Source organism: Pseudomonas sp. 05N431 (assembly GCF_056397005.1).
In genome coordinates, this window is the sequence record NZ_JBFTMN010000028.1 from 15,839 (window position 1) to 34,898 (window position 19,060).

Below are 19,060 nucleotides of genomic sequence, written 5' to 3' on the forward strand. Positions count from 1 at the left end.
AAAATGCCCCGGTACTTGGCCGGGGCAGTCAGGTCAGGTCAGCTCGGATCAACTCAGTTCAATGCGATCCGCATGAATGACGATCTGACCGTTCTTGTAGAGCGCGCCGATGGCCTTCTTGAAGTTGCCTTTGCTGACGCCGAACAGGCTGCTGATCAGCGCCGGGTCGCTCTTGTCGCTGACGGGCAAGGTGCCGTTGTTGTCGCGCAGTTTGGCGAGAATCTTCGAGTTCAGGCTGGTGGCGGCTTCTTCACCCACTGGCTGCAGGCTCAGGCTGATCTTGCCGTCGGCACGGATCTCCTTGATGAAGCCCTTCTCTTCCTTGCCGGCACGCATGAACTTGAAGATTTCGTTCTTGTGGATCAAACCCCAATGCTTGTTGTTGATGATCGCCTTGAAGCCCATGTCGGTGGCTTCGGCTACCAGCAAGTCAACTTCCTGGCCCGGTTTGTAGTTGGCCGGGGTTTTGTCCAGATAGCGATCCAGACGCGCGGTCGCGGTGATACGGCGGGTGTGCTTGTCGAGGTAGACGTGCACCACGCAGTATTCGCCAGCGGTCATTTGACGCTTTTCTTCGGAATACGGCAGCAGCAGGTCCTTGGGCAGACCCCAGTCGAGAAACACACCGATGCTGTTGACTTCAACGACTTTAAGACTGGCGAATTCACCGACCTGAACTTTCGGTTTTTCGGTAGTTGCGATGAGTTTGTCATCGCTGTCCAGATAAACAAAAACGTTCAGCCAATCTTCATCTTCGCTGGGAATATCTTTGGGAATATAACGATTCGGCAGAAGGATTTCGCCATCCGCGCCACCGTCCAGATATAAACCAAAGTTAGTGTGTTTAACCACTTGCAAGCTGTTGTAGCGCCCGACTAAAGCCATTTCCAATACCCTCGTTGCTTGGGCGGCATTCTACCCGGTTTTACCGGCGCCGTTGGGTGACTGGCCGGCTTGCGAAGAAAAATCCGCTGCGAGGCTCATTTTTCGTGGATTTTGCACCAGAGCAGAGCCCGCTCGTCAGGCCACCCAGACGGTTTTCGCTGATATCGGTAAGCCATACACGATATTTTTCACGCCAGTGTTCTTATTTAAAACAGTCGCTTAGCTGGTTATTACGGACAGCAACTTATGATTAATCGACGCCCGCCCTCGGTTATTTCAGGGGATATTTACCAAGCAATTGTCAAGTATTTCCTGTACGATGCCTGGCCAAGTTAATTTCTACAGGTTAATGGCCGCCATGCGTGTAAAAGCATCCAACAGCAAAGCAAAGCCAGCTCCAGCCGTTGAAACCAGCGAGTCGATCAACGACCAGATTGCTGCTTTCCTCAAGTCCGGCGGCGAGATCCAGCAAATTGCCAAAGGCGTCAGCGGCCAGACATTCGGCCCGTCCAAGCAGATCACCCTGGGCAAAAAGTAATACCCCCCTCGCGTCACCCTGGTCCCTAAGCGCTTTGAGCTTCGAAGCGCTAGGACTGGAACCCTCCTCCCCTGCCACACCCTTCAAGACCAAACGTGCGTTCGATTTGATCAGCTGAACAGCCGGGTCCATCCTGCATTCAGATACCAGAACTACGCCCTTGCAAGGATTGGCTCATGTCGCGCTGGTTGAAACACCTCGCCCTGTTCCTGACCCTGTGCCTGTCGCTACCGGCCTGCAACCGAGTGAGCCTGGCCTACCGCAATCTCGACATAATCATTCCCTGGACGCTCAACGACTACCTGGACATGAACAGCGAGCAGAAAGGCTGGCTCAGCGAACGTCTCAAGGAACACCTCAGTTGGCATTGCTCCACGCAATTACCCGGCTATGTCGACTGGCTCGACCGCTTGCAGCAGATGGTCGAAACCAATCAGGTCACAGACGCCGCACTGCAAGCGCGCATCCAGGAAGCCAAGCAAGCCATTGCCCAGACCGCCCGGGAAATCACCCCGTCGGCGGTCGAGTTGTTGCAAGGCTTGAATGACCAGCAGGTCAACGAAATGAAGCAGGCCTTCGCCAAAGACCAGCGCACGCATCAGGAAAAATACCTCAAAGCGCCGCTGGCACTGCAGATCAAACATCGCATCGAACGGATGGATAAACGCCTGGGAGACTGGCTTGGCCCGCTCAACAATGTTCAAGCGCAGCGCGTTGTTGTCTGGGCCAACGCGCTGGGCGAGCAAAATCAGCAATGGATCGCCAACCGCGCTCATTGGCAGGCACTGTTCAGCGCAGCAGTGGAACAACGCCACAACAGCGACTTTGCGCAACGCATCGAAACCCTGCTGGTCGATCGCGAGACACTATGGACCCCGGCGTATCGCCAGGCTTACAGCAACACCGAAGCCCAGGCGCGCAGCCTGATTGTCGACCTGATGGCTGACAGTACCACCGATCAACGCCAACACCTGCTGAAAAAAATCGACAAGATGCGCAGCGATTTCAACGCATTGAAGTGCTTGAAGGTCGCAGGAGCGTCTTAAGCGATCTGCACTTTAGACGCCACTTCATCAAAGGTCGCCGGATCCAGCGCATCCACCTGCTCGTCGAGCACCTGCCTTGGATGGTCATTGCCCGCACTGCTGCTGTCGATCATGCCCAGCAGGCGTGAACCGCGAGGCGTGAGGATGAAGTTCTCGCCGTTACCACCGTCTTCCTCGGGACGTGGCTCGATATAGCCACGGTCCAGCAGGAGCTTTTCATACGCGGTGGCGGTCACTTTCAGCTCATCCAGATTGCCGATGGGCTCACCTTCTGCCGCCTTCTCCGCCGCATGCTGCTCGGCGTAGACGCGCGGGGCAAAGCTGTGATCGGCGCAGTTCTGCACTTCGTGCAGCAATCGCTCAAGCAAATCCCAGTTATAAGCCGTCATCCGATATCAACCTCCAGACCGACAGTGAGAGGCCTCTCATAAGTTGTGACCGGCACCATCGGCAGCCGTTCAGCCAGGTTGTCATGCGGGCAGATGACGGCGACAACCGATCAGCGGCTTGTCGATTAGAGCGTCGGCCAAACGACTAGGCTGTGTAAGCCACAACACGCCAACCTCGCAGGAGGAAAAGTCATGAACAGCGTGCAACAGCACAAGGTCGTGTCCCGAGATGAATGGATTGCGGCCCGTAAACAGCATTTGATCCACGAAAAAGCCTTTACCCGGGAACGCGACAAACTCAGCGCCGAACGTCGCGCACTGCCCTGGGTAAAAGTCGACAAGAACTATGTGTTCGAAGGCCCCGACGGACGGCAAAACCTCGCCGACCTTTTCGGTGGCAACAGCCAGTTGATCATCTATCACTTCATGTTTGCCAAGGGCTGGAAAGAAGGCTGCCATGGCTGCTCGTTTCTGTCCGACCACTTCGACGGCGCCAACCTGCACCTGGCCCACCACGACGTTTCACTGGTGGTGGTTTCCCACGCGCCATTGGCAGAATTCCAGGCGTTCCGCAAACGCATGGGCTGGCAGTTCAAATGGGTCTCATCGGCCGGCAGCGACTTCAACGCCGACTACAAGGTGACCATCAGCGATCAGGAACTCGCGGACGGCACCGCGACCTACAACTACGAAAAAAGCACCAGCACTGAAGGCGAACTGCCGGGGCTGAGCGTGTTTTATCGCAATGACGCCGGGGAAATCTTCCACACCTATTCCACCTACGCTCGCGGCCTGGACTTGCTGGTCGGTGCCTATAACTTCCTCGACCTGACGCCCAAGGGCCGCAACGAAGAGCAGGGCATGAAATGGGTGCGCCATCACGATCGTTACGAGACCGCGCCAAGCGCCAAACACTGTGGCTGCGAGTAGCGCTGCCGGCCCTTCACGACAAGGCTCGACACTCGAACATCATAAAAGGACACCCGCGATGAACGTCACCTTGATAGAACTGCCCCCCACTCGCGTCGCCTATCTGCGCTACACCGGCCCTTACGGCCCAGGCATCGGCACCTTCTGGCGCGAGACCGTTGCCCCCTGGATGATCGAAAACGATCTGCTGAACAAGGTGCGCTACGGCATCGGGCACGACGACCCGAGCGTCACCCCGGCCGCGTATTGCCGCTACGACGCTTGCGTAGAAGTCCCGGACGGTTTTAATGCGGCCTTCCCGTTCGCCGTCACCACCCTGCCCGGCGGTCTTTACGCAGTGGCCCGCTTCAAAGGCCCGGCGTTGCAGATTGCCGCGGCATGGGGCGAACTCTGCGGTCAGTGGATGCCGGCCAGTGGCCTGGACTACGACAAACGTCCCAACTTCGAACGCTACCCGGTAGACGTCTCCTACGACCAGAAGACCGATGTGATGGAAATGGACATGTGTATAGCGGTGAAGAAGCGCTGAACCACACCCGTGCCGAGGGAGCTTGCTCTCCCTCGTCACGCGATGCCGTCCATCGCCAAGCCATGCATTAGCGCATCATAAATTTGCACAAACGCATATCCCATCCTAAGGTTACAGCGAGGCCCGATCGGAGCAAGCCATCGAAGATGGCAAATAGCGCAAGCCGATCCCTCACTGACGACAAAGCCGTTTTATTTCAAAAAGGTACACATACCCAAGCTGGACGCTACGTTCATTCATGGAGGATGAATCATGTTACTGACTGAAGAAACACAGCTTAAAAGTTCGGCCACCGGCGAAGCACTTCCCAAATGCCTGTCCCAACACCTTATCAACCCTGAACTGGCCGATAGTGAAGTATCGGTGGAGCAAGCAGCCTTGGCCGCTGCCAGCCTCAACTTCAGCATGCAGCGGCAAACCCAGACCAACTGGTGCTGGGCAGCAGTTTCGGCGTCTGTTGGCAACTATTACGGCACCGGGACCTGGACCCAATGCGTCGTCGCCAACTATGAACTCGACAAGAACTCCTGCTGCAACCAACCAGGCCCCTGCAACGTTTATGGCTATCTGGACTCGGCCCTCAGGACCACAAGAAGCTTTGCCAGCATGAGCCAGGGTTCTATTCAAATGAGCGCCATCGAAAACCAGATCAACATGGGAAGACCCATCGGCATACGCGTTGCCTGGTATGGCGGTGGCGCTCACTTCCTGACGTTTTATGGGACCAACGGCAACTATGTATTGGTTGCAGATTCCATCTATGGCTATTCAACGCGCGCATTAAATACGTTCCCCGGCTCATACAACGGCGGCGGCAACTGGACCACCACTTACTTCACCCGGAAAAACTAGGAGGGCATCATGAAACTTTCTTACCCAATGGCGCCTTCCAACGGCGTACAAACACTGCGCCCTGCTCTTCAAGCAGCTTTGCAAACAAAAGGCTTCGGCATCAACCGTCAGTTTGCAAATGCCGTCCCGAGCAAAATCAGCCTCTCCGAACCTTACCGTGGTTACTCACTGAGCCTGGAGGACCTGACCCACGGCAAAGGCTTGAAAGCGGCCACCCAAGGTAACTGGCACTACCTGGTGTTTTCCGATGGAACGACCATTGCCGATGCAGAACTGGCCGAAGTACACGGCAATGTCGAGTTCTCATCGCTGAACCATGGCGCTATGGCCCCCGCCACCGTCAGCGCGCTGAACCTGGCAGAAAACTCGGCGAGTTTGCAGGGGAAATCCTATGAACTCAGAGTGTTGTTTGTCTCGGCACTGCACTTTGTGGCGATCTGGCTGCATGCAAACGACGCGGGTAACGAGGACATCATTATTCCGATAGAACCGACACCCAACAGCCTGGCCAGTACGCAGTTGTATAACGAGGCGAAATTGCTTGCCCTGCTGACGCCTGCCGCCAACCAGACCAAAAAACTGTTTGATGCGGACACTACGGGATTGTTGGGGAGTTAATCAGTTGTTGGTGAGCTGAAATGTAAAAAAGCCCGGACACGTGTCTGGGCTTTTTGCTGGGTGTCTGGTCCTGAAACTGGTGTAAACCTTGTTCAGGGCGGGACAACTGTCAGTTTCGGAACAAACCTACAAACAAACCACCTGCGTCAGACCTTAGGTCGATTGACTGACCCCGCCCCACTCCCTATCCTCGCGCCTGTCACGACTCATTCGTGATCGGGTTTGACGGCTCGGCAATTCCAAGATGCGCATGGTTCCTCAACTTTGCTCGTGCACTTGTGTGCCCGCTGCACAGCTTAATGGTAACTGTGCGCGGGGCACTTTCGAGTGCGCCGGGTATCTTGGACCGGTCCGTCAACCTGCGCACAGTTGCCACCCATTCGTTTGACGGCGACTCAGTGGCAGCTCTCTGACTTCCAAGGAGCTACACCCATGACCGATCCAACCACAAAATCCACCCCCTTCGCCCGCTGCGACCACGTCGACCATTACCTGTTCGCCGTCCAACCCGACATCCCGTTACTCGACGCACTCGAACACGCCTCGATCTACCTGAGCTGCGCCGAAGCCCTCGCCCATCAAGCCCCCACCGCCACCACCCCGGAACACATCGTCTCGTTACGCTGGGCCAGCCAGCAGATGCTCGGCACCGCCCGATCATTGGTCCAGGCGTCGATCGACGGACTGCACGCCGCCCAACCGGAGGATGACGCATGAACCCGCACATACCGATGACCAACAACGATTGCGACATCCCGGTGCTGCTGGTCGCCACCCAAGCGCCGCTGGAAGTGCTGCACAGCAACGCCGCTGCCCGGTTTCTGGCGGTCACGCAGATGATGGAAAGCCTGGCCAGCCTCGACATTGCCCATGCCAAAGGCGCAGACGTGCAGCAAATTGCCCACGCAGCGGCGATGTTGCTGCGTGATGGTTGTGATGTGATGGATGTGTTGGGGCGCCAGATTCGGGCGCAGCATTGAAGTAACGCATGCGTAGTTCCCGCACGTTGCGGGGAGGAGCTGATGAGCCTCAGGTAGTGCGTGCAAAATCTTGCAAAGCGATGGTGCTCAACGCCGTACCCCGCGATAACTATGTACCTCATCGCGGGGTGCGATTTATTTGAGAGTATGGCTCTTTTTCAGAGTGGGCCCGATGGTGGAGCCTTCCAAGCTGCAAACAATCTTCACCATAATGGGGGCCCCCTATTAGACTTGACCGGAGACCGGCTAATGGGTGTCCCCCTTTTCGCTTCACTCTGACAAAGGATGATCCTTCAGAAAGGCACTAATATCTTCGTCTGCAACCCCCGGAGCTCCTGCTTGGAGCCATTGCTCAAATCCCTCAGGAAAGGCGGTTAAATACTCTCCATCTTTATGAACGCCTGAAGAAAAAACACCAAACTCTGAAACAAACCTTAAATGATGCACTGCAACAATCCATAGACGCCGCAGTTCTGGCTCTTGAGGAGCACCTAAGGACAGCTCAGAAATGTAAGGAGAGTCCCCTTCAACAAAATCCAATACATCTTTAGCTCGCCCGACACCAATTAGCTTTTTTATAGTTTCTATCTTTCCCAAAACACGCCTCGCTCATCAAGGTGAAAAGCTCACACGAAAAAGTGGATTGAATTTTCCGAGACTGGCTTTGCCTCCCAAATTGATCAATGCGTGGTTAGAAACAAGTTACGAACTAAGAGCCAATCGCTCGCCCTCAAAATATCCCGACTGGACATCCTCACCCATTTTCTTTTCGAGCGCAGCCAATCCATGTAATAGCGCCCCAAGATCAACCGCGAACACCATCTCGAAACCCATACCGCATACCGAAATCTCATACCCTCTGACGCCAACCCCGAGAATTATCGACGGAATATCGACGCCCCTAAGCGCAAACCGCAGGTCATGCTTAACTCTGTATTCGTACAAAAGATCCTCGTCACTCTCTGACAAATCCTCCTCAATTTTATCTGCAATAGTCCTGGCCAAAGAACGATCACTTAAAAAAATAAATGGCTCATTGATAATTTCATCCGCGTTAGCACTTAACCATTCAATTAAAACCCTTGAGTCCCAATTAATACTAAACAAGACACACTCACAGCCCGCCACTGTTCTAACTTTTAGAACCACATTCGAAAACCACTCACCGCCCGCAGCGGGGATAATTCTGCGAATCTTACCAACAGGAGAAAACTCAAAAATTAACTTATTCACATCTTACCCTTCAGCACACGCTTGTATTCCAAAAAGGGGACGGCTTTATTTACAACGACAAAATCCGGCACCCCGTAAATAAATTAGCCATAAATAAATCTGCCCCTTTTTGATGGTACATCAGCAGACGCAGGGCTTGGGGTAGATTTGTGGGGATCCCTCAGGGTCTGTCCTCTATTCTGCTTTGGAATGGGTGGCTCAATTCTCCCCAATCCTCCTTTTGGAACAAAAAGGGGACAGATTTATTTACAACGACAAAACTCGGTCATCCATAAATAAATCTGTCCCCTTTTCGTTTTTTCCGCCGCTAGAGCTTTTCAATGGTTTGCTCGCTACTTCTTTTGCACCGACAACTACCCGACAAAAAAGTACTGCCCACTACCGAGATCAATCAAACGACCTTCCAAGCACATTTCTATTAATAACGATGAAACTTTTCTCCTATCTACACATTTCCCACACGACTCTAGAAATTTGATTAGCCGCCATTCATCGATTCTTATTGGCTCACCAAAAAACTTATGTACGTCCACAACCCAATGCGGCTCGCATGACGTTTTCTCAAAACGCAATCCTGCACCATGCTTAACAAATCGCCACTGAACACCATCAACTATTATTTCTCCACTCCGAGGAAAATCGATAAGCCATTTCAAATCCTTTACGTTGGGATGTAGCTCTGCGAACGCAAACACCAATTGGCACTGAAGCTCTACGAAAAGAAATACATCATTCATACTAATTGCCTCATAACTAGTATCTCACCCGAGCTTCAGCAGCCTCTCGCATAAGTTGGTCTGCCTCTTCCTTAGTCACGCTATGCACATTGACTGGCACGTCTTTGATCCCAGCTTTTGAAGCAGCCTCCGCGCGATGGTGGCCATCAAGGATAATCAACTTCCCGTCCAAACAAAAAGGGGACAGATTTATTTACAACGACAAAACTCGGTCATCCATAAATAAATCTGTCCCCTTTTCGTTAGTTCGGCAAAACAATGCGTCCCATCCTGGGCATGAGCAACCTCCTTCCATGGAGCTTTCAGCCTAGCAAATCAGCGAAAAATAAATCTGTCCCCTTTTCGGGTCCCTTACGAGACGAGGTACGTCAACAGGCGCAGGTTTTGGAGTAGATTTGTGGGGATCCCTCAGAATCTGCCCCTTTTCACCCCCCCCTTTTCGGCTGTGGCGCAGCCATCGGAAGGCAAGACGTGAAAGATCCACCATCGACACATCAAAAAATCTCGTGCCTAAGCAAACTAAATCCTCCCTCTACTTTTAGTGCATCCATTAACTCAAGAGAACGATTTGTTGCGTTTACATAAAGCAGAATCGGGTAATCCGAAAATGCTTGCTCTACAGGTTCGCCATCAAAAGGGTCAATATTATTTTTCAGAACAAAGTGTTCCGAACTGTTGGAGCCATGAAGGTAATAAATACCTCCATGATAAGTACTATCTCTTTCTTCAAGTAAAACCCCTACAAGTTCTTCTACCTGTGCCCTTGCCAAAACCAGGCTCAAACATTTCGTTCCATACAAATCATAAGTCTTCATTTTGGTAGCACTACGCTTGGTGCTCGGCTTGTAGCTGCAGCCGAAGAGTCATAAATCATAAAGTTAACTTCACGACCTGCCTGTGAACTTAACTCGCTAGCCAGGTCCCGCAATCCGAGAGCTTGCAAATCTCTTGCACTCAATGGGCCAGTACGCGTTCCACCGCTTCTAACCCCGATACCTAAAGATTGAGCACGTTGCAACAGCTCTGGACTTGCCAGTGCCACATCGAAATCGCTAACCCTTCCTGCATCAAATGCTTGCCCAGTTTTAAAGCTTTGCCCCGTTACGGAGCTACCTTGAAGAATGGGCTCTACATCTCCATAACCCGCACGGGATAGGCCATCCCGCATATCCGAACCAAAACGTGCAAAGTTATCTGCGCTTGCAAAACCACTAGGAATTACTGCCTCTTTTACACCCCCCGCCACCTCACCAACAACAATCGCCTCTCTCAAAGCCCCTTTGCCAAGAATAGACCCAAGAGCCTTTCCAACCCAAGACATCGGCAACGGCACAAGCGACCCAATGGCCAGCGCGTCACTCTTGGCTTTTGCATCCCCGGCTTCAATCCAACGCTTGGTCTCTGGATCATTCAGATCTATGTTAGCCCCAACCGCTACGCAAGAGGCATCACCACAAGGCATAAAGCGTGGATTGAATCAAAAAAGGGGACAGATTTATTTTCGACAACCAAAATCGTTTATCAATAAATAAATCCGTCCCCTTTTCGATGCAATTTTCGATATTTAGGGAAAACTCCTAGGTATTACACACACAGCTGTAATTATCTGATCCGGCCTTTCCTCTAAAGAAACGCCCCAACCAGTAATCTCAAGACCATTATAATTTTGGCTGGCATAAAACCACTCTTCAGACTCATCAAACTCTAAAGGTGTAAATGGCAGAAGGTCAGAAACCAACCCACCTAAGCCTATACCTGCTGGCAAAACACCCTTATAAACAAACTCCTGCGCAAGCTCTCCAGAAAAGCTAAAGTCGTAAACTTTAACAGCATAAACCCTGCCCTCTCTAACCACTATCGATAGAGCAGGAGTTCCTTTTAGCACATTATTAATAATTGCATCATCAAATAGCGAAAAAGAGTAACCGCCATTTCCATGCTCATCCAGGCCATACGTTCTTAATCGAAGATCTGGCGCACTTTCAAATTTGTACAACAAACTAGCTGGATCAACCAAATACTTAAGCAAAACACGCTCCAACACTTCCGCATTAACATCCAGCGGAATACCTGCAAGAGACTTGGATGGCACGATTGGTGCCATCCAAGATATTGAAAAATCGTTAGATGATGTCATTCCGGCACCCACGTATTGGTGGAAGAATTAAATATCACTTTTTGTCCCTGAAACAAAAAAGGCAAACAAAAAAGGGGACACCCATTAGCCGGTCCTGGCGCAGCGGACGCGGCTCAAGCTCTCGAAAAGCCTTGGAGAGACTTGAGCGCGCGTTGCGAGACGAGGTACATCAACAGGCGCAGGCGTTGGAGTAGATTTGTGGGAATCCCTCAGAATCTGTCCCCTTTTCGTATCGAGAAAACGGGTTCGATCGGTTCAACCGATCAGGTTTAACAAGGGAAACACCCTGCCGTTAAAAAAGCAGGGCGGGTTGGCTTTGGATCTTGACGTAGGGCCGGCTAATGGGTGTCCCTTTTTCGCTGCGCCTTTTATATAGCTAAATTTTAGCTGTAACAACAAAATCAGCGCCAAGCTCGTTTTGTAGACAGTCAGCGAGCAACCTACCTTCTCTGTTAAACTCAGCCTCCAACTCTTCACTTTTAAATCCCGAACATTGCGGACAGTCCAAATCCAGAGTTTCATCATACAAGCATGCCCATTTCGCCAACCGAGATTTAAGCTCTTTAGAAATAGGAAGAGCACTAGGATCTATGTCTCCATACTCACCCGGAGAAATATCCCAAACAGGGTGACACTGATAATCAGCCATCAACCTTATATATCTCACCTCACACCTCCTCTTGGGTTAGCGCCAACAACATAACCATTATCCCCAACAGTAACCGCTATTCGTTGAGATTGTCCGTTTATAGTCAACTCATAAATCGGACGACCAACTCCAGAACCTTGATAGCCAATAAGCTTGCCTTCAGAAACAGCTTTCATTACAACGCTCGGAATTTGTGCTTCAGTGACACCCATTTGCGTAAATTGAGAACCATGCTCTTCAATAATATGTTGCAAACCTGCCTTTGAACTCCCTGTTTCCAAGAACACAACCTGCCCACTTTGGCTACGAGTCGTTGCAATAACATTTTCAGGAGTATATTTCACTCCATTTGCTGTAATTTCCTCGAGGTAATTCGGATTCACTCCAAATTTTGGTGTCTGATTTAAGTATCCAAAGTCCCCATCAACTCTCGATACCGCGTTTTCCCAAACCGACGGAGAAAAAAAGGGGACAGATTTATTTTAGACGACCAAGATCGTTCATCAATAAATAAATCTGTCCCCTTTTCGAACCTTCAATTTTCAAATCAACTAAACAACTACAACATCACCAGAATCCAGATAAATCGAATAGGACTCATAGTCGCCGCCGCAATCAGCCTCGATTACAATCTTATCGCCGAAACTAAATGACACCTGAAGTGTAGCAGTCTCGATTTCCTCAACCAAAACGACGTCTTTCAACAAAAAATCTAACAAGGGCGCACTGGTAGATGAGTCTGTGAATTCTCGCCTCCCCGAAACATCACCAACTTGGTACGTCAATCCTGCTTCAACACAGAAGGAAACCTTATATGGAGGAACACCAGGGGCAATTTGTGGGCGTGAAAAGTCCAGCCTTGTGACACGCCCCCCAAAACAAACCATTTCCAAGTAACACCCGGAAAGCAGCAGAAAATCAAAATCATCTGGCAATGTGTACATGTCTCCCCCTAATTAAATCCATAGCCTTTCAACGACGAACAGGCGGTAAAGAGTCTGGTGGAAGTGGAGCGTGTGTATCTCCCTGCCCTATACCCGGTTTACCCGTCGCCGGATTCATCGGTTGCTTGCCGGAGTTCTGCCAACGCCAGTATCCATCCTCATATCCTGGAACAGGTGATGAGCCAGGCGGCATCATAAATAAATCTGTCACCTTTTCGCCGGCCCTTCATCCATTGCCATTAGAGTCAGCAATATACGATCCATACTCTCCACCAACTCCAAACCATGATCTTGGTAAATCTTAAACGCTGACCTTGAAATTTCATGGGCGTCATAACCACCAACGGCTGCCTTCTCAAGTTCTAGAATCATGTCTCGGATTGAATACGTCATTTCCAACTCTCCAGTTCTACTCCAGTTGGAGGGTAGTGTTGAGCATCTACTGGCTGGCCATTTATGCTTTTCGGATGAACGCGGATCACATTCCCAGACTTGTCATAGCTTTCCATCCACTGCCTAGTTTGACCAGTTTGAGGATTGTTTTCTGTTACGGAACAAAAAAGGGGACAGTTTTATTTTCGATAACCAAAATCGTTTATCAATAAATAAATCTGTCCCCTTTTTCACTCGAGCAATACGCAACGCACCGGATGAAACCTCCTCATGTAAATCACTAACCAACTCATCATCAAAATACTTACTCATCACACCACTACCTTTTAAGAAGTAAAGGGGCAGATTTATTTTCGACGACCAAAATCGTCTATCAATAAATAAGTCCGCCTCCTTCCCCCTTAGAGTCCACCCCCTCTTCCAAGCCCCTCAACAAAACATCTAATTAATTTTTTATCAGCGTCATTTTTAGCCATCCCCTCTAAAACTGGCACCACATAATATAATAACAAATCAATATCTGGCGCTTCCACAGGGCAATTCTCCCTGACGCACTCCAGCATTAACTTTACAGACATAAAAGCTGAAAAAGCCTCATATCCTTTTGAGCCAGAAAACGGCAACTTCTTAAAGTAATATTGCGCCAAACGCTTTTGATCTGGCTTTTTCCAAGAACGATGAGGAAGCAACAACAAAGCCTCCCCATAGTTAACAGACTCTATTGGATATCTATTTAAAACCCAGTTAGCCGCTTGCTCAGACTCCATCTTGACGAGCTCCGCGCATAACGATCTCAATCGCTCATCCATACTTCAAACTACCTCGGATTAAATAAGCTGCCTGGCAACCCCGCGCTACCACTCAAAGAAGCAGGCGGTTTATAATGTCCAGAACTATTAGTCCACTGAGTTATCTCTCCGCGATTGGGACCATCATTATTCCCAAAACGTATAGACCCAGCGTACTTCACCTCACCTCCACCACTAAGTCCAAGGTGAGTCGAGAAGTCCTGATTCACGTTTGACCTGCTGACCCTTACCACTCCATCCGGCATTGTTACAAAATCATAAGAGCCGGATGCAAAAAGGGGACAGATTTATTTACAACGACAAAACTCGGTCATCCATAAATAAATCTGTCCCCTTTTCGTTTCGCTATCAACCTTCACTTCATACAACCACAACACCCATATCCCCCTCCATTGTAAAACATATAAGCCACGAACAGTCCACTGACAAAAAATAGTGATGTTGAGGAATAGACACCAAACACTCAAGCACATCAACAAACGCTTCCACACCTCCATGTACCGCAATATCCGTCGCACCATCACCGACATACACCACTTCACCCACGAGCCCAAACTCAAGCATTACATCTTTAAAAAAAGATGCAAAAGCATCGGGCTTTTTTTTACTATCAGTTTCAAGCCTCTCCTTTGAGAACGGCATCGCCACCCAGTCAAGCCTGCGATTTTTAATCGAGAACCTTGAACTTAACGCCTCAAAATAAATATCTATTTCTCGAGAAATACGCAACTCACCGGATGAAACCTTATCATGCAAATCACTAATCAACTCATCATCAAAATACTTACTCATCACACCACTACCTTTTAAACTGATCGGTTAGCTTATTCACCATTTCCGAAAAAAGCGAGGAAAAAGGGGACAGATTTATTTTCGACGACTAAGATCGTCCATCAACAAATAAATCTGCCCCCTTTTCGCAGACAATTACCCCCCATAAGTATGCGGAAACAGACAATCAATCCGCTGACTAAAAATGATAGGCGCATTGGAAAAATCCAAGGAATCGGATACAGCGATTAATCCTCTGAGCTCAACGGGAATATCTTCTATTCCAGCAAATACACTCGGCATTAAGTAGCGAAAATAATCCCCCATCACCGTAGGACCGTCATATCCAACAGGAAAGTCCTCACCAGGAACACTTCCCTCTACACCATGAAACACATAGAAGCCTTTAATAGAAGGTAAACTATACTCCGTCAATTTCCCACCAAACAAAGACCTCTCGGAAACCCAACTTTCAACCTCCCACCTTGAAGATGTATGCCTATAGGCATATGCCGAATACAAATCCAGAATCGCCTGCCCCTTTTTATTCTCAGGGTAGGTATTAAACTCCGCAGACTCTTCCCACATAAACTCATTAAACCTATCAAGCTCCTCATCCAGACTGGGCAACTCCAGCAATGCTGCTGGCAGCGCCCCAAAGCAGTTATTCACCATAACTGCGATGGCTCCATATTTATCCATGGCGAACCAGGTAATCAACTCGCCAAATCCAGGCTTCCAATACTTGTTCAGGGTCATTATTTCTTCTCCGGCCAAGTAACCTTACAGTTCGGACAGGTATCTATGATTGCTTTCGGGGTGATCCCACCTTCGTCCCTGACTGTCTTCGGACGCAAAGCATCTGTAAACTTCACATTTTCCGGATTAACCCCCAACCTTACCAACTTGTCAACCGCTGACACCTCCGCGCATGCGCCGGCTGCGTTTCGACACAAGTTAGTGAAACAGAAAGGGGACAGATTTATTTACAACGACAAAACTCGGTCATCCATAAATAAATCTGTCCCCTTTTCTGTCTATTGGTCATCAGGCAGTAGGCATACACCCTTACCCCAACTCTCGAAGGTCGGCAAGATAACGCTGATAGTCCTCGGCAGCAGCAAACACCACCTGACGGTTATGACCGCGTTGGACAACGTGATGCGGGTAGTTCGGCAAAACAATGCGTCCCATCCTGGGCATGAGCAACCTCCTTCCATGGAGCTTTCAGCCTAGCAAATCAGCAGAAAATAAATCTGTCCCCTTTTCAATACCGTTACCGCTTGATCCATATGGGTGTCAGGCACGACTCGGTCGTAGCCAATGCTGAGGAAACGGGTTCGATCGGTGCAACCAATCAGGTTTAACGAAGGAAACACCCTGCCGTTAAAAAGCAGGGCGGGTCGGCTTTGGATCTTGACGTAGGACCGGCTAATGGGTGTCCCCTTTTCGTTTTGTCCCCTTTTTCGTTTCTTTTCCGAGCGAGCCTTTTGCACCTAGCCAATTATTTGATAAAAAGTAACAGTTGGCCCGTAATCCTGATCCGAGTTAGAAACTTCAACAGAAAATCTTCTCCCTGGAAACTTATCCTTTAAGACTAGACGCCATGATAAGGCAACAGCTTCAGACAACTGTTCAAAAACAACATCATCGACCTCATCAGTACAACCTGAAAAAACATCGTACAAATGAGTGTGATTCATAACTCTTTCAACCGCACACACATCACCACCCAGCTTACTTAACCACAAATCAAAAACATCAGGATCATACTTAGCATCTAAAAAAATCGCACCATTACTAACTATAAAATCTGGAAACAACAGCCTACAAAACAACAAAACATCTTCAGGATTACACACAGCGCTCACATAAGAAAATATATCGACCTTATCCTCATCAGCCCAACTCGACTTCCACAACTCATATCTACTCAAACCACTAAACGGCCTAATTGTATTAATTTTCATTATGGAATCTCATCTGGTGTAGTAGGCCTTAGTGCCAATTTCGTCAACAAAAAGGGGACAGATTTATTTACAACGACAAAACTCGGTCATCCATAAATAAATCTGTCCCCTTTTCGATTTATTTGAGGGTAAGGTTCGTTTTCGGAGTGGGCCCGATGGTGGAGCCTTCCAAGCTGCAATTGATCTGCACCCATAAGGGGACACCTATTAGCCTTGACTTGAGACCGGCTAATGGGTGTCCTCTTTTCGTCCAGCTCATAGAAGCGATCTTTATGTCGATATTAAAGTTGCCTTCCACAAATCACCATTTTGAGAAAACTCCATACGTAGCGCATATTCCCCATACTCATACCTCATCCATTGATGTACATAGCCGATGAGCATATCGACCCTACCCTCCCCCGCTCTACTAGCAATACCTAACTCTCTAACAACTTCTTTACAGCTCCAGACTTGCGCAACTCGACCAAGCATATCCCCCCTATAAGCTGAATACCCCTCATGATCTTGCACAAAAAAATGCACATGATTCAGTTTCCCAGAACGAAATCCAAATTCCAAACCCGACTCATAAAACTTATAAAACTTAGTTTTCCCTAACGGATCATTATAACTATCTGGAGTTTCTGAAACACTCGGAGACTCTCCAATCCGCCGAAACACATTCTCTACTACGTCCCCAGCCTCTTTTTGACCAAGGGCCAGAACAAAATCCGACCAAATATTCATTATTTAATAACCCCTATTTGCCGATTTCTTTCCACGATTTTTTGAACTGTCTCTTCCACAAGCTTCGAGTCATAACCTCGACTCGTTAAGCTTGTTCGCAATGCGTCTGTATCACGACAAACAGCACCGCAGAGATCCGCCGCATCTCGCTGAATCTGTGCAGGCGTATTTTTTCCGCCATAAGTAGTACCTGCAATATGTACATCTCTCGGCACCTCTACAGCAGTAGCATTTTGATATAGAGCCTTCGTTTCCACTTCAGTAAGGGGACGACCTAACTCAGCTTCCTTCGCCGTACGTAACGCAGCAAATGAAGGGATATGATCATGCTCTAGGCCATCTCCAACCACTTCTCTTAATTTCAAATTTTGATAACAAAAAAAGGGGACAGATTTATTTTAGACGACCAAGATCGTTCATCAATAAATAAATCTGTCCCCTTTTCGCTTAATTTTCACTGCCCAATCCCCTTTAAAAATTCCTTCAATCCATCCTTAGTCGCTGGAAAGCCAAAGGAAAAGCTCTGATTCAAATTATTGGGGCTACCGGTCCCGATCATGATTTCCAAAAGGGGCCCCCCATTGGCCTTGACTTTAGACCGGCTAATGGGGGGCCCTCAGCCTTTTCCTGAAGCCCCCCTTTACTCGTCAGGACAAGAACCAAAAAATCAATTTAGGCATCGTCATAACAAAAAAAAATGAATTTTCACCCTTTTCAAACATAGAATACGAACATGCCCAATCAAATAGAATATGCCTATCTAATGCCGCCTCTCCGCCAAATTCGCGCCTTGTACGACGATAAGACGATTCGCGTCTATCAGGCCTATTCGAACACTATTGCCGATGCCGCGCTGGCGCTTGGGACCTTCGCCTCACCGCCATTCAAGATGGGGCGAATGACGTGGATAAAGCCTTCATTCCTATGGATGATGTATCGATCTGGATGGGGGTTGAAAGACGCTGGCCAGTCCCGCATTTTGGCGATCGACATTTCACGCGAAGGCTTCGAGTGGGCGTTAGCCCATAGCTGCTTGAGCCACCCTGGCGATTTGATGAGTAAAGAAGAATGGCTAGCAGTGAAGGAAAATACCCCCGTGCGGATCCAGTGGGACCCAGAGCGGGATTTGCACCTGCAACCGCAAACGCACCGTGCCATCCAGATTGGCCTAAGCAATCAAGCCGTTGAGCTTTATGTAAATGAATGGATACAGCATATAACCGACGTAACTCCGCTGGCACATAGCATCCATGAACGGATCAACCATCACCAGCTTGAGGAAGCCGAGAAAATGCTGCCTGAAGAGCAACCCTATCCTTCGATATATTACTGACCAGAAGTGGCTATACAGAGAGAAACTCTGAAACTCAAGACTTTAGCCACTAGAGATCTAGCTCTAAAGGGAAAGTTATAGCCTAACAGGCTTTCGAAAAACACTTACTTGCAGAAAAACCATGAACAGCTAACAATATTGTGTAGCCAATACAACACTCTAGACTTTCGACGCACCACGCTCATTGAGCCCCTTCAGCATATCCATCCCGTTTGCCACCCAGAACTTCTCGCCTTCAGGAAAGATCTCATCGGGATAACAGTTAGCGAAATCAACGAACTCTGCCTCCCAACCATCGGGGGCATAGCGCTCCATTTTCGCACCATCAAAGTAAAAAGCCCCCAACTTTTTATTATCAAAGTCCACAAAAACAATAGGAAACAGATCAGAAACATCCCACCACGAAGTGGCAGCCTCATAACGATTGAGCAATTGCAGGCGCAGATCATGTTTTGACAGTTCAAACTCATGCATACCTTGAAGAAATTCATCGACCGAGTATTCATCGACAACCACAATATCAAATCGCTCCGGTGCTGATGCCTCTTCATCGGGAACATCAATTCCAGCTTGCACGAAATGATTCCG

29 protein-coding genes and 1 pseudogene are annotated in these 19,060 nt (G+C 49.1%); 9 read left to right on the top strand and 21 right to left on the bottom strand.

Annotated elements, in window-relative coordinates; all coding sequences use genetic code 11:
* Positions 1-48 precede the first annotated feature (48 nt).
* The gene (locus AC1DIG_RS27895) at positions 49-885 is read right to left on the bottom strand and encodes a CvfB family protein (RefSeq protein ID WP_145014929.1); all 837 of its coding nucleotides are present in this window, start codon (positions 883-885) and stop codon (positions 49-51) included.
* Between the two features lie 349 nt (positions 886-1,234).
* On the opposite strand from AC1DIG_RS27895, the gene AC1DIG_RS27900 reads away from it, so the two are divergent.
* Positions 1,235-1,423: a hypothetical protein gene (locus AC1DIG_RS27900; protein ID WP_030131898.1), complete on the top strand. Its 189-nt coding sequence runs from the start codon at positions 1,235-1,237 to the stop codon at positions 1,421-1,423.
* Positions 1,424-1,599: 176 nt separating this feature from the next.
* On the top strand, positions 1,600-2,469 hold the full coding sequence (locus AC1DIG_RS27905; protein ID WP_477769905.1) for a DUF6279 family lipoprotein: 870 nt from the start codon (positions 1,600-1,602) through the stop codon (positions 2,467-2,469).
* On the opposite strand, the gene AC1DIG_RS27910 is transcribed toward AC1DIG_RS27905, so the two are convergent.
* Positions 2,466-2,858 (bottom strand): transcriptional regulator, encoded by a 393-nt coding sequence (locus AC1DIG_RS27910; protein ID WP_477769906.1) that lies wholly within the window; start codon positions 2,856-2,858, stop codon positions 2,466-2,468. The two genes, AC1DIG_RS27905 and AC1DIG_RS27910, sit on opposite strands and share 4 nt — an antisense overlap.
* A gap of 192 nt (positions 2,859-3,050) precedes the next feature.
* Between AC1DIG_RS27910 and AC1DIG_RS27915 the strand changes: the two genes are divergently transcribed.
* From AC1DIG_RS27915 to AC1DIG_RS27940, 6 genes are all read left to right on the top strand, one after another.
* On the top strand, positions 3,051-3,788 hold the full coding sequence (locus AC1DIG_RS27915; RefSeq protein WP_477769907.1) for a DUF899 domain-containing protein: 738 nt from the start codon (positions 3,051-3,053) through the stop codon (positions 3,786-3,788).
* Positions 3,789-3,846: 58 nt separating this feature from the next.
* Complete coding sequence (locus tag AC1DIG_RS27920; RefSeq protein WP_477769908.1) at positions 3,847-4,317, top strand: AraC family transcriptional regulator; 471 nt, start codon at positions 3,847-3,849, stop codon at positions 4,315-4,317.
* A gap of 252 nt (positions 4,318-4,569) precedes the next feature.
* Positions 4,570-5,169, top strand: coding sequence for a papain-like cysteine protease family protein (locus tag AC1DIG_RS27925; RefSeq protein WP_477769909.1), 600 nt, complete (start codon positions 4,570-4,572; stop codon positions 5,167-5,169).
* A 9-nt stretch (positions 5,170-5,178) separates the two neighbouring features.
* On the top strand, positions 5,179-5,787 hold the full coding sequence (locus AC1DIG_RS27930; RefSeq protein ID WP_477769910.1) for a hypothetical protein: 609 nt from the start codon (positions 5,179-5,181) through the stop codon (positions 5,785-5,787).
* A gap of 432 nt (positions 5,788-6,219) precedes the next feature.
* Positions 6,220-6,504, top strand: coding sequence for a DUF3077 domain-containing protein (locus AC1DIG_RS27935; protein WP_477769911.1), 285 nt, complete (start codon positions 6,220-6,222; stop codon positions 6,502-6,504).
* On the top strand, positions 6,501-6,767 hold the full coding sequence (locus tag AC1DIG_RS27940; RefSeq protein ID WP_477769912.1) for a short-chain dehydrogenase: 267 nt from the start codon (positions 6,501-6,503) through the stop codon (positions 6,765-6,767). Before AC1DIG_RS27935 ends, AC1DIG_RS27940 begins: the two co-directional genes overlap by 4 nt.
* Before the next feature lie 270 nt (positions 6,768-7,037).
* On the opposite strand, the gene AC1DIG_RS27945 is transcribed toward AC1DIG_RS27940, so the two are convergent.
* From AC1DIG_RS27945 to AC1DIG_RS28030, 18 genes and pseudogenes are all read right to left on the bottom strand, one after another.
* Complete coding sequence (locus tag AC1DIG_RS27945) at positions 7,038-7,364, bottom strand: hypothetical protein (protein WP_477769913.1); 327 nt, start codon at positions 7,362-7,364, stop codon at positions 7,038-7,040.
* 105 nt (positions 7,365-7,469) lie between these two features.
* Complete coding sequence (locus tag AC1DIG_RS27950) at positions 7,470-8,000, bottom strand: hypothetical protein (protein WP_477769914.1); 531 nt, start codon at positions 7,998-8,000, stop codon at positions 7,470-7,472.
* 353 nt (positions 8,001-8,353) lie between these two features.
* A complete protein-coding gene (locus AC1DIG_RS27955) occupies positions 8,354-8,737 on the bottom strand; it encodes a DUF6896 domain-containing protein (protein WP_477769915.1) in 384 nt (127 codons plus the stop codon).
* A 494-nt stretch (positions 8,738-9,231) separates the two neighbouring features.
* On the bottom strand, positions 9,232-9,552 hold the full coding sequence (locus AC1DIG_RS27960) for a hypothetical protein (protein ID WP_477769916.1): 321 nt from the start codon (positions 9,550-9,552) through the stop codon (positions 9,232-9,234).
* Positions 9,549-10,058 carry a hypothetical protein gene (locus AC1DIG_RS27965; RefSeq protein ID WP_477769917.1) on the bottom strand — a complete coding sequence of 170 codons (510 nt, stop codon included), beginning with the start codon at positions 10,056-10,058 and terminating at the stop codon, positions 9,549-9,551. The genes AC1DIG_RS27960 and AC1DIG_RS27965 overlap by 4 nt, the downstream gene beginning before the upstream one ends.
* Positions 10,059-10,301: 243 nt before the next feature.
* Positions 10,302-10,874, bottom strand: a complete 573-nt coding sequence (locus tag AC1DIG_RS27970) for a hypothetical protein (protein ID WP_477769918.1) — start codon at positions 10,872-10,874, stop codon at positions 10,302-10,304.
* Positions 10,875-11,250: 376 nt separating this feature from the next.
* Positions 11,251-11,523 carry a hypothetical protein gene (locus AC1DIG_RS27975; RefSeq protein WP_477769919.1) on the bottom strand — a complete coding sequence of 91 codons (273 nt, stop codon included), beginning with the start codon at positions 11,521-11,523 and terminating at the stop codon, positions 11,251-11,253.
* A 14-nt stretch (positions 11,524-11,537) separates the two neighbouring features.
* A complete protein-coding gene (locus AC1DIG_RS27980; protein ID WP_477769920.1) occupies positions 11,538-11,906 on the bottom strand; it encodes a hypothetical protein in 369 nt (122 codons plus the stop codon).
* Positions 11,907-12,074: 168 nt separating this feature from the next.
* Positions 12,075-12,467 (bottom strand): hypothetical protein, encoded by a 393-nt coding sequence (locus AC1DIG_RS27985; RefSeq protein ID WP_477769921.1) that lies wholly within the window; start codon positions 12,465-12,467, stop codon positions 12,075-12,077.
* A gap of 207 nt (positions 12,468-12,674) precedes the next feature.
* The gene (locus AC1DIG_RS27990; RefSeq protein WP_477769922.1) at positions 12,675-12,860 is read right to left on the bottom strand and encodes a hypothetical protein; all 186 of its coding nucleotides are present in this window, start codon (positions 12,858-12,860) and stop codon (positions 12,675-12,677) included.
* A 123-nt stretch (positions 12,861-12,983) separates the two neighbouring features.
* On the bottom strand, positions 12,984-13,172 hold the full coding sequence (locus tag AC1DIG_RS27995; RefSeq protein ID WP_477769923.1) for a hypothetical protein: 189 nt from the start codon (positions 13,170-13,172) through the stop codon (positions 12,984-12,986).
* A gap of 89 nt (positions 13,173-13,261) precedes the next feature.
* Entirely contained in the window at positions 13,262-13,627 is a 366-nt protein-coding gene (locus tag AC1DIG_RS28000; RefSeq protein WP_477769924.1) for a hypothetical protein, read from the bottom strand.
* 402 nt (positions 13,628-14,029) lie between these two features.
* On the bottom strand, positions 14,030-14,461 hold the full coding sequence (locus AC1DIG_RS28005; protein WP_477769925.1) for a hypothetical protein: 432 nt from the start codon (positions 14,459-14,461) through the stop codon (positions 14,030-14,032).
* Positions 14,462-14,596: 135 nt separating this feature from the next.
* Positions 14,597-15,199 (bottom strand): hypothetical protein, encoded by a 603-nt coding sequence (locus tag AC1DIG_RS28010; protein WP_477769926.1) that lies wholly within the window; start codon positions 15,197-15,199, stop codon positions 14,597-14,599.
* A gap of 280 nt (positions 15,200-15,479) precedes the next feature.
* Positions 15,480-15,643 (bottom strand): annotated as a pseudogene (locus AC1DIG_RS28015) (transposase); the annotation flags it as partial.
* 293 nt (positions 15,644-15,936) lie between these two features.
* Positions 15,937-16,410 carry a hypothetical protein gene (locus AC1DIG_RS28020; RefSeq protein WP_477769927.1) on the bottom strand — a complete coding sequence of 158 codons (474 nt, stop codon included), beginning with the start codon at positions 16,408-16,410 and terminating at the stop codon, positions 15,937-15,939.
* A 270-nt stretch (positions 16,411-16,680) separates the two neighbouring features.
* Entirely contained in the window at positions 16,681-17,139 is a 459-nt protein-coding gene (locus tag AC1DIG_RS28025) for a hypothetical protein (protein ID WP_477769928.1), read from the bottom strand.
* A complete protein-coding gene (locus AC1DIG_RS28030) occupies positions 17,139-17,504 on the bottom strand; it encodes a hypothetical protein (protein ID WP_477769929.1) in 366 nt (121 codons plus the stop codon). Before AC1DIG_RS28030 ends, AC1DIG_RS28025 begins: the two co-directional genes overlap by 1 nt.
* Positions 17,505-17,872: 368 nt before the next feature.
* On the opposite strand from AC1DIG_RS28030, the gene AC1DIG_RS28035 reads away from it, so the two are divergent.
* Positions 17,873-18,472, top strand: a complete 600-nt coding sequence (locus AC1DIG_RS28035) for a DUF4291 domain-containing protein (protein WP_477769930.1) — start codon at positions 17,873-17,875, stop codon at positions 18,470-18,472.
* A gap of 159 nt (positions 18,473-18,631) precedes the next feature.
* Here AC1DIG_RS28035 and AC1DIG_RS28040 read toward each other — a convergent pair whose 3' ends face one another.
* The gene (locus AC1DIG_RS28040; RefSeq protein WP_477769931.1) at positions 18,632-19,048 is read right to left on the bottom strand and encodes a hypothetical protein; all 417 of its coding nucleotides are present in this window, start codon (positions 19,046-19,048) and stop codon (positions 18,632-18,634) included.
* Positions 19,049-19,060 lie beyond the last annotated feature (12 nt).

Coding starts and splice junctions, on each gene's coding strand:
- AC1DIG_RS27895 (WP_145014929.1), bottom strand. CDS start 885: ATGGCTTTAGTCGGGCGCTACAACAGCTTGCAAGTGGTTAAACACACT.
- AC1DIG_RS27900 (WP_030131898.1), top strand. CDS start 1,235: ATGGCCGCCATGCGTGTAAAAGCATCCAACAGCAAAGCAAAGCCAGCT.
- AC1DIG_RS27905 (WP_477769905.1), top strand. CDS start 1,600: ATGTCGCGCTGGTTGAAACACCTCGCCCTGTTCCTGACCCTGTGCCTG.
- AC1DIG_RS27910 (WP_477769906.1), bottom strand. CDS start 2,858: ATGACGGCTTATAACTGGGATTTGCTTGAGCGATTGCTGCACGAAGTG.
- AC1DIG_RS27915 (WP_477769907.1), top strand. CDS start 3,051: ATGAACAGCGTGCAACAGCACAAGGTCGTGTCCCGAGATGAATGGATT.
- AC1DIG_RS27920 (WP_477769908.1), top strand. CDS start 3,847: ATGAACGTCACCTTGATAGAACTGCCCCCCACTCGCGTCGCCTATCTG.
- AC1DIG_RS27925 (WP_477769909.1), top strand. CDS start 4,570: ATGTTACTGACTGAAGAAACACAGCTTAAAAGTTCGGCCACCGGCGAA.
- AC1DIG_RS27930 (WP_477769910.1), top strand. CDS start 5,179: ATGAAACTTTCTTACCCAATGGCGCCTTCCAACGGCGTACAAACACTG.
- AC1DIG_RS27935 (WP_477769911.1), top strand. CDS start 6,220: ATGACCGATCCAACCACAAAATCCACCCCCTTCGCCCGCTGCGACCAC.
- AC1DIG_RS27940 (WP_477769912.1), top strand. CDS start 6,501: ATGAACCCGCACATACCGATGACCAACAACGATTGCGACATCCCGGTG.
- AC1DIG_RS27955 (WP_477769915.1), bottom strand. CDS start 8,737: ATGAATGATGTATTTCTTTTCGTAGAGCTTCAGTGCCAATTGGTGTTT.
- AC1DIG_RS27960 (WP_477769916.1), bottom strand. CDS start 9,552: ATGAAGACTTATGATTTGTATGGAACGAAATGTTTGAGCCTGGTTTTG.
- AC1DIG_RS27965 (WP_477769917.1), bottom strand. CDS start 10,058: ATGTCTTGGGTTGGAAAGGCTCTTGGGTCTATTCTTGGCAAAGGGGCT.
- AC1DIG_RS27970 (WP_477769918.1), bottom strand. CDS start 10,874: ATGACATCATCTAACGATTTTTCAATATCTTGGATGGCACCAATCGTG.
- AC1DIG_RS27975 (WP_477769919.1), bottom strand. CDS start 11,523: ATGGCTGATTATCAGTGTCACCCTGTTTGGGATATTTCTCCGGGTGAG.
- AC1DIG_RS27985 (WP_477769921.1), bottom strand. CDS start 12,467: ATGTACACATTGCCAGATGATTTTGATTTTCTGCTGCTTTCCGGGTGT.
- AC1DIG_RS27990 (WP_477769922.1), bottom strand. CDS start 12,860: ATGACGTATTCAATCCGAGACATGATTCTAGAACTTGAGAAGGCAGCC.
- AC1DIG_RS27995 (WP_477769923.1), bottom strand. CDS start 13,172: ATGAGTAAGTATTTTGATGATGAGTTGGTTAGTGATTTACATGAGGAG.
- AC1DIG_RS28000 (WP_477769924.1), bottom strand. CDS start 13,627: ATGGAGTCTGAGCAAGCGGCTAACTGGGTTTTAAATAGATATCCAATA.
- AC1DIG_RS28005 (WP_477769925.1), bottom strand. CDS start 14,461: ATGAGTAAGTATTTTGATGATGAGTTGATTAGTGATTTGCATGATAAG.
- AC1DIG_RS28010 (WP_477769926.1), bottom strand. CDS start 15,199: ATGACCCTGAACAAGTATTGGAAGCCTGGATTTGGCGAGTTGATTACC.
- AC1DIG_RS28020 (WP_477769927.1), bottom strand. CDS start 16,410: ATGAAAATTAATACAATTAGGCCGTTTAGTGGTTTGAGTAGATATGAG.
- AC1DIG_RS28025 (WP_477769928.1), bottom strand. CDS start 17,139: ATGAATATTTGGTCGGATTTTGTTCTGGCCCTTGGTCAAAAAGAGGCT.
- AC1DIG_RS28035 (WP_477769930.1), top strand. CDS start 17,873: ATGCCCAATCAAATAGAATATGCCTATCTAATGCCGCCTCTCCGCCAA.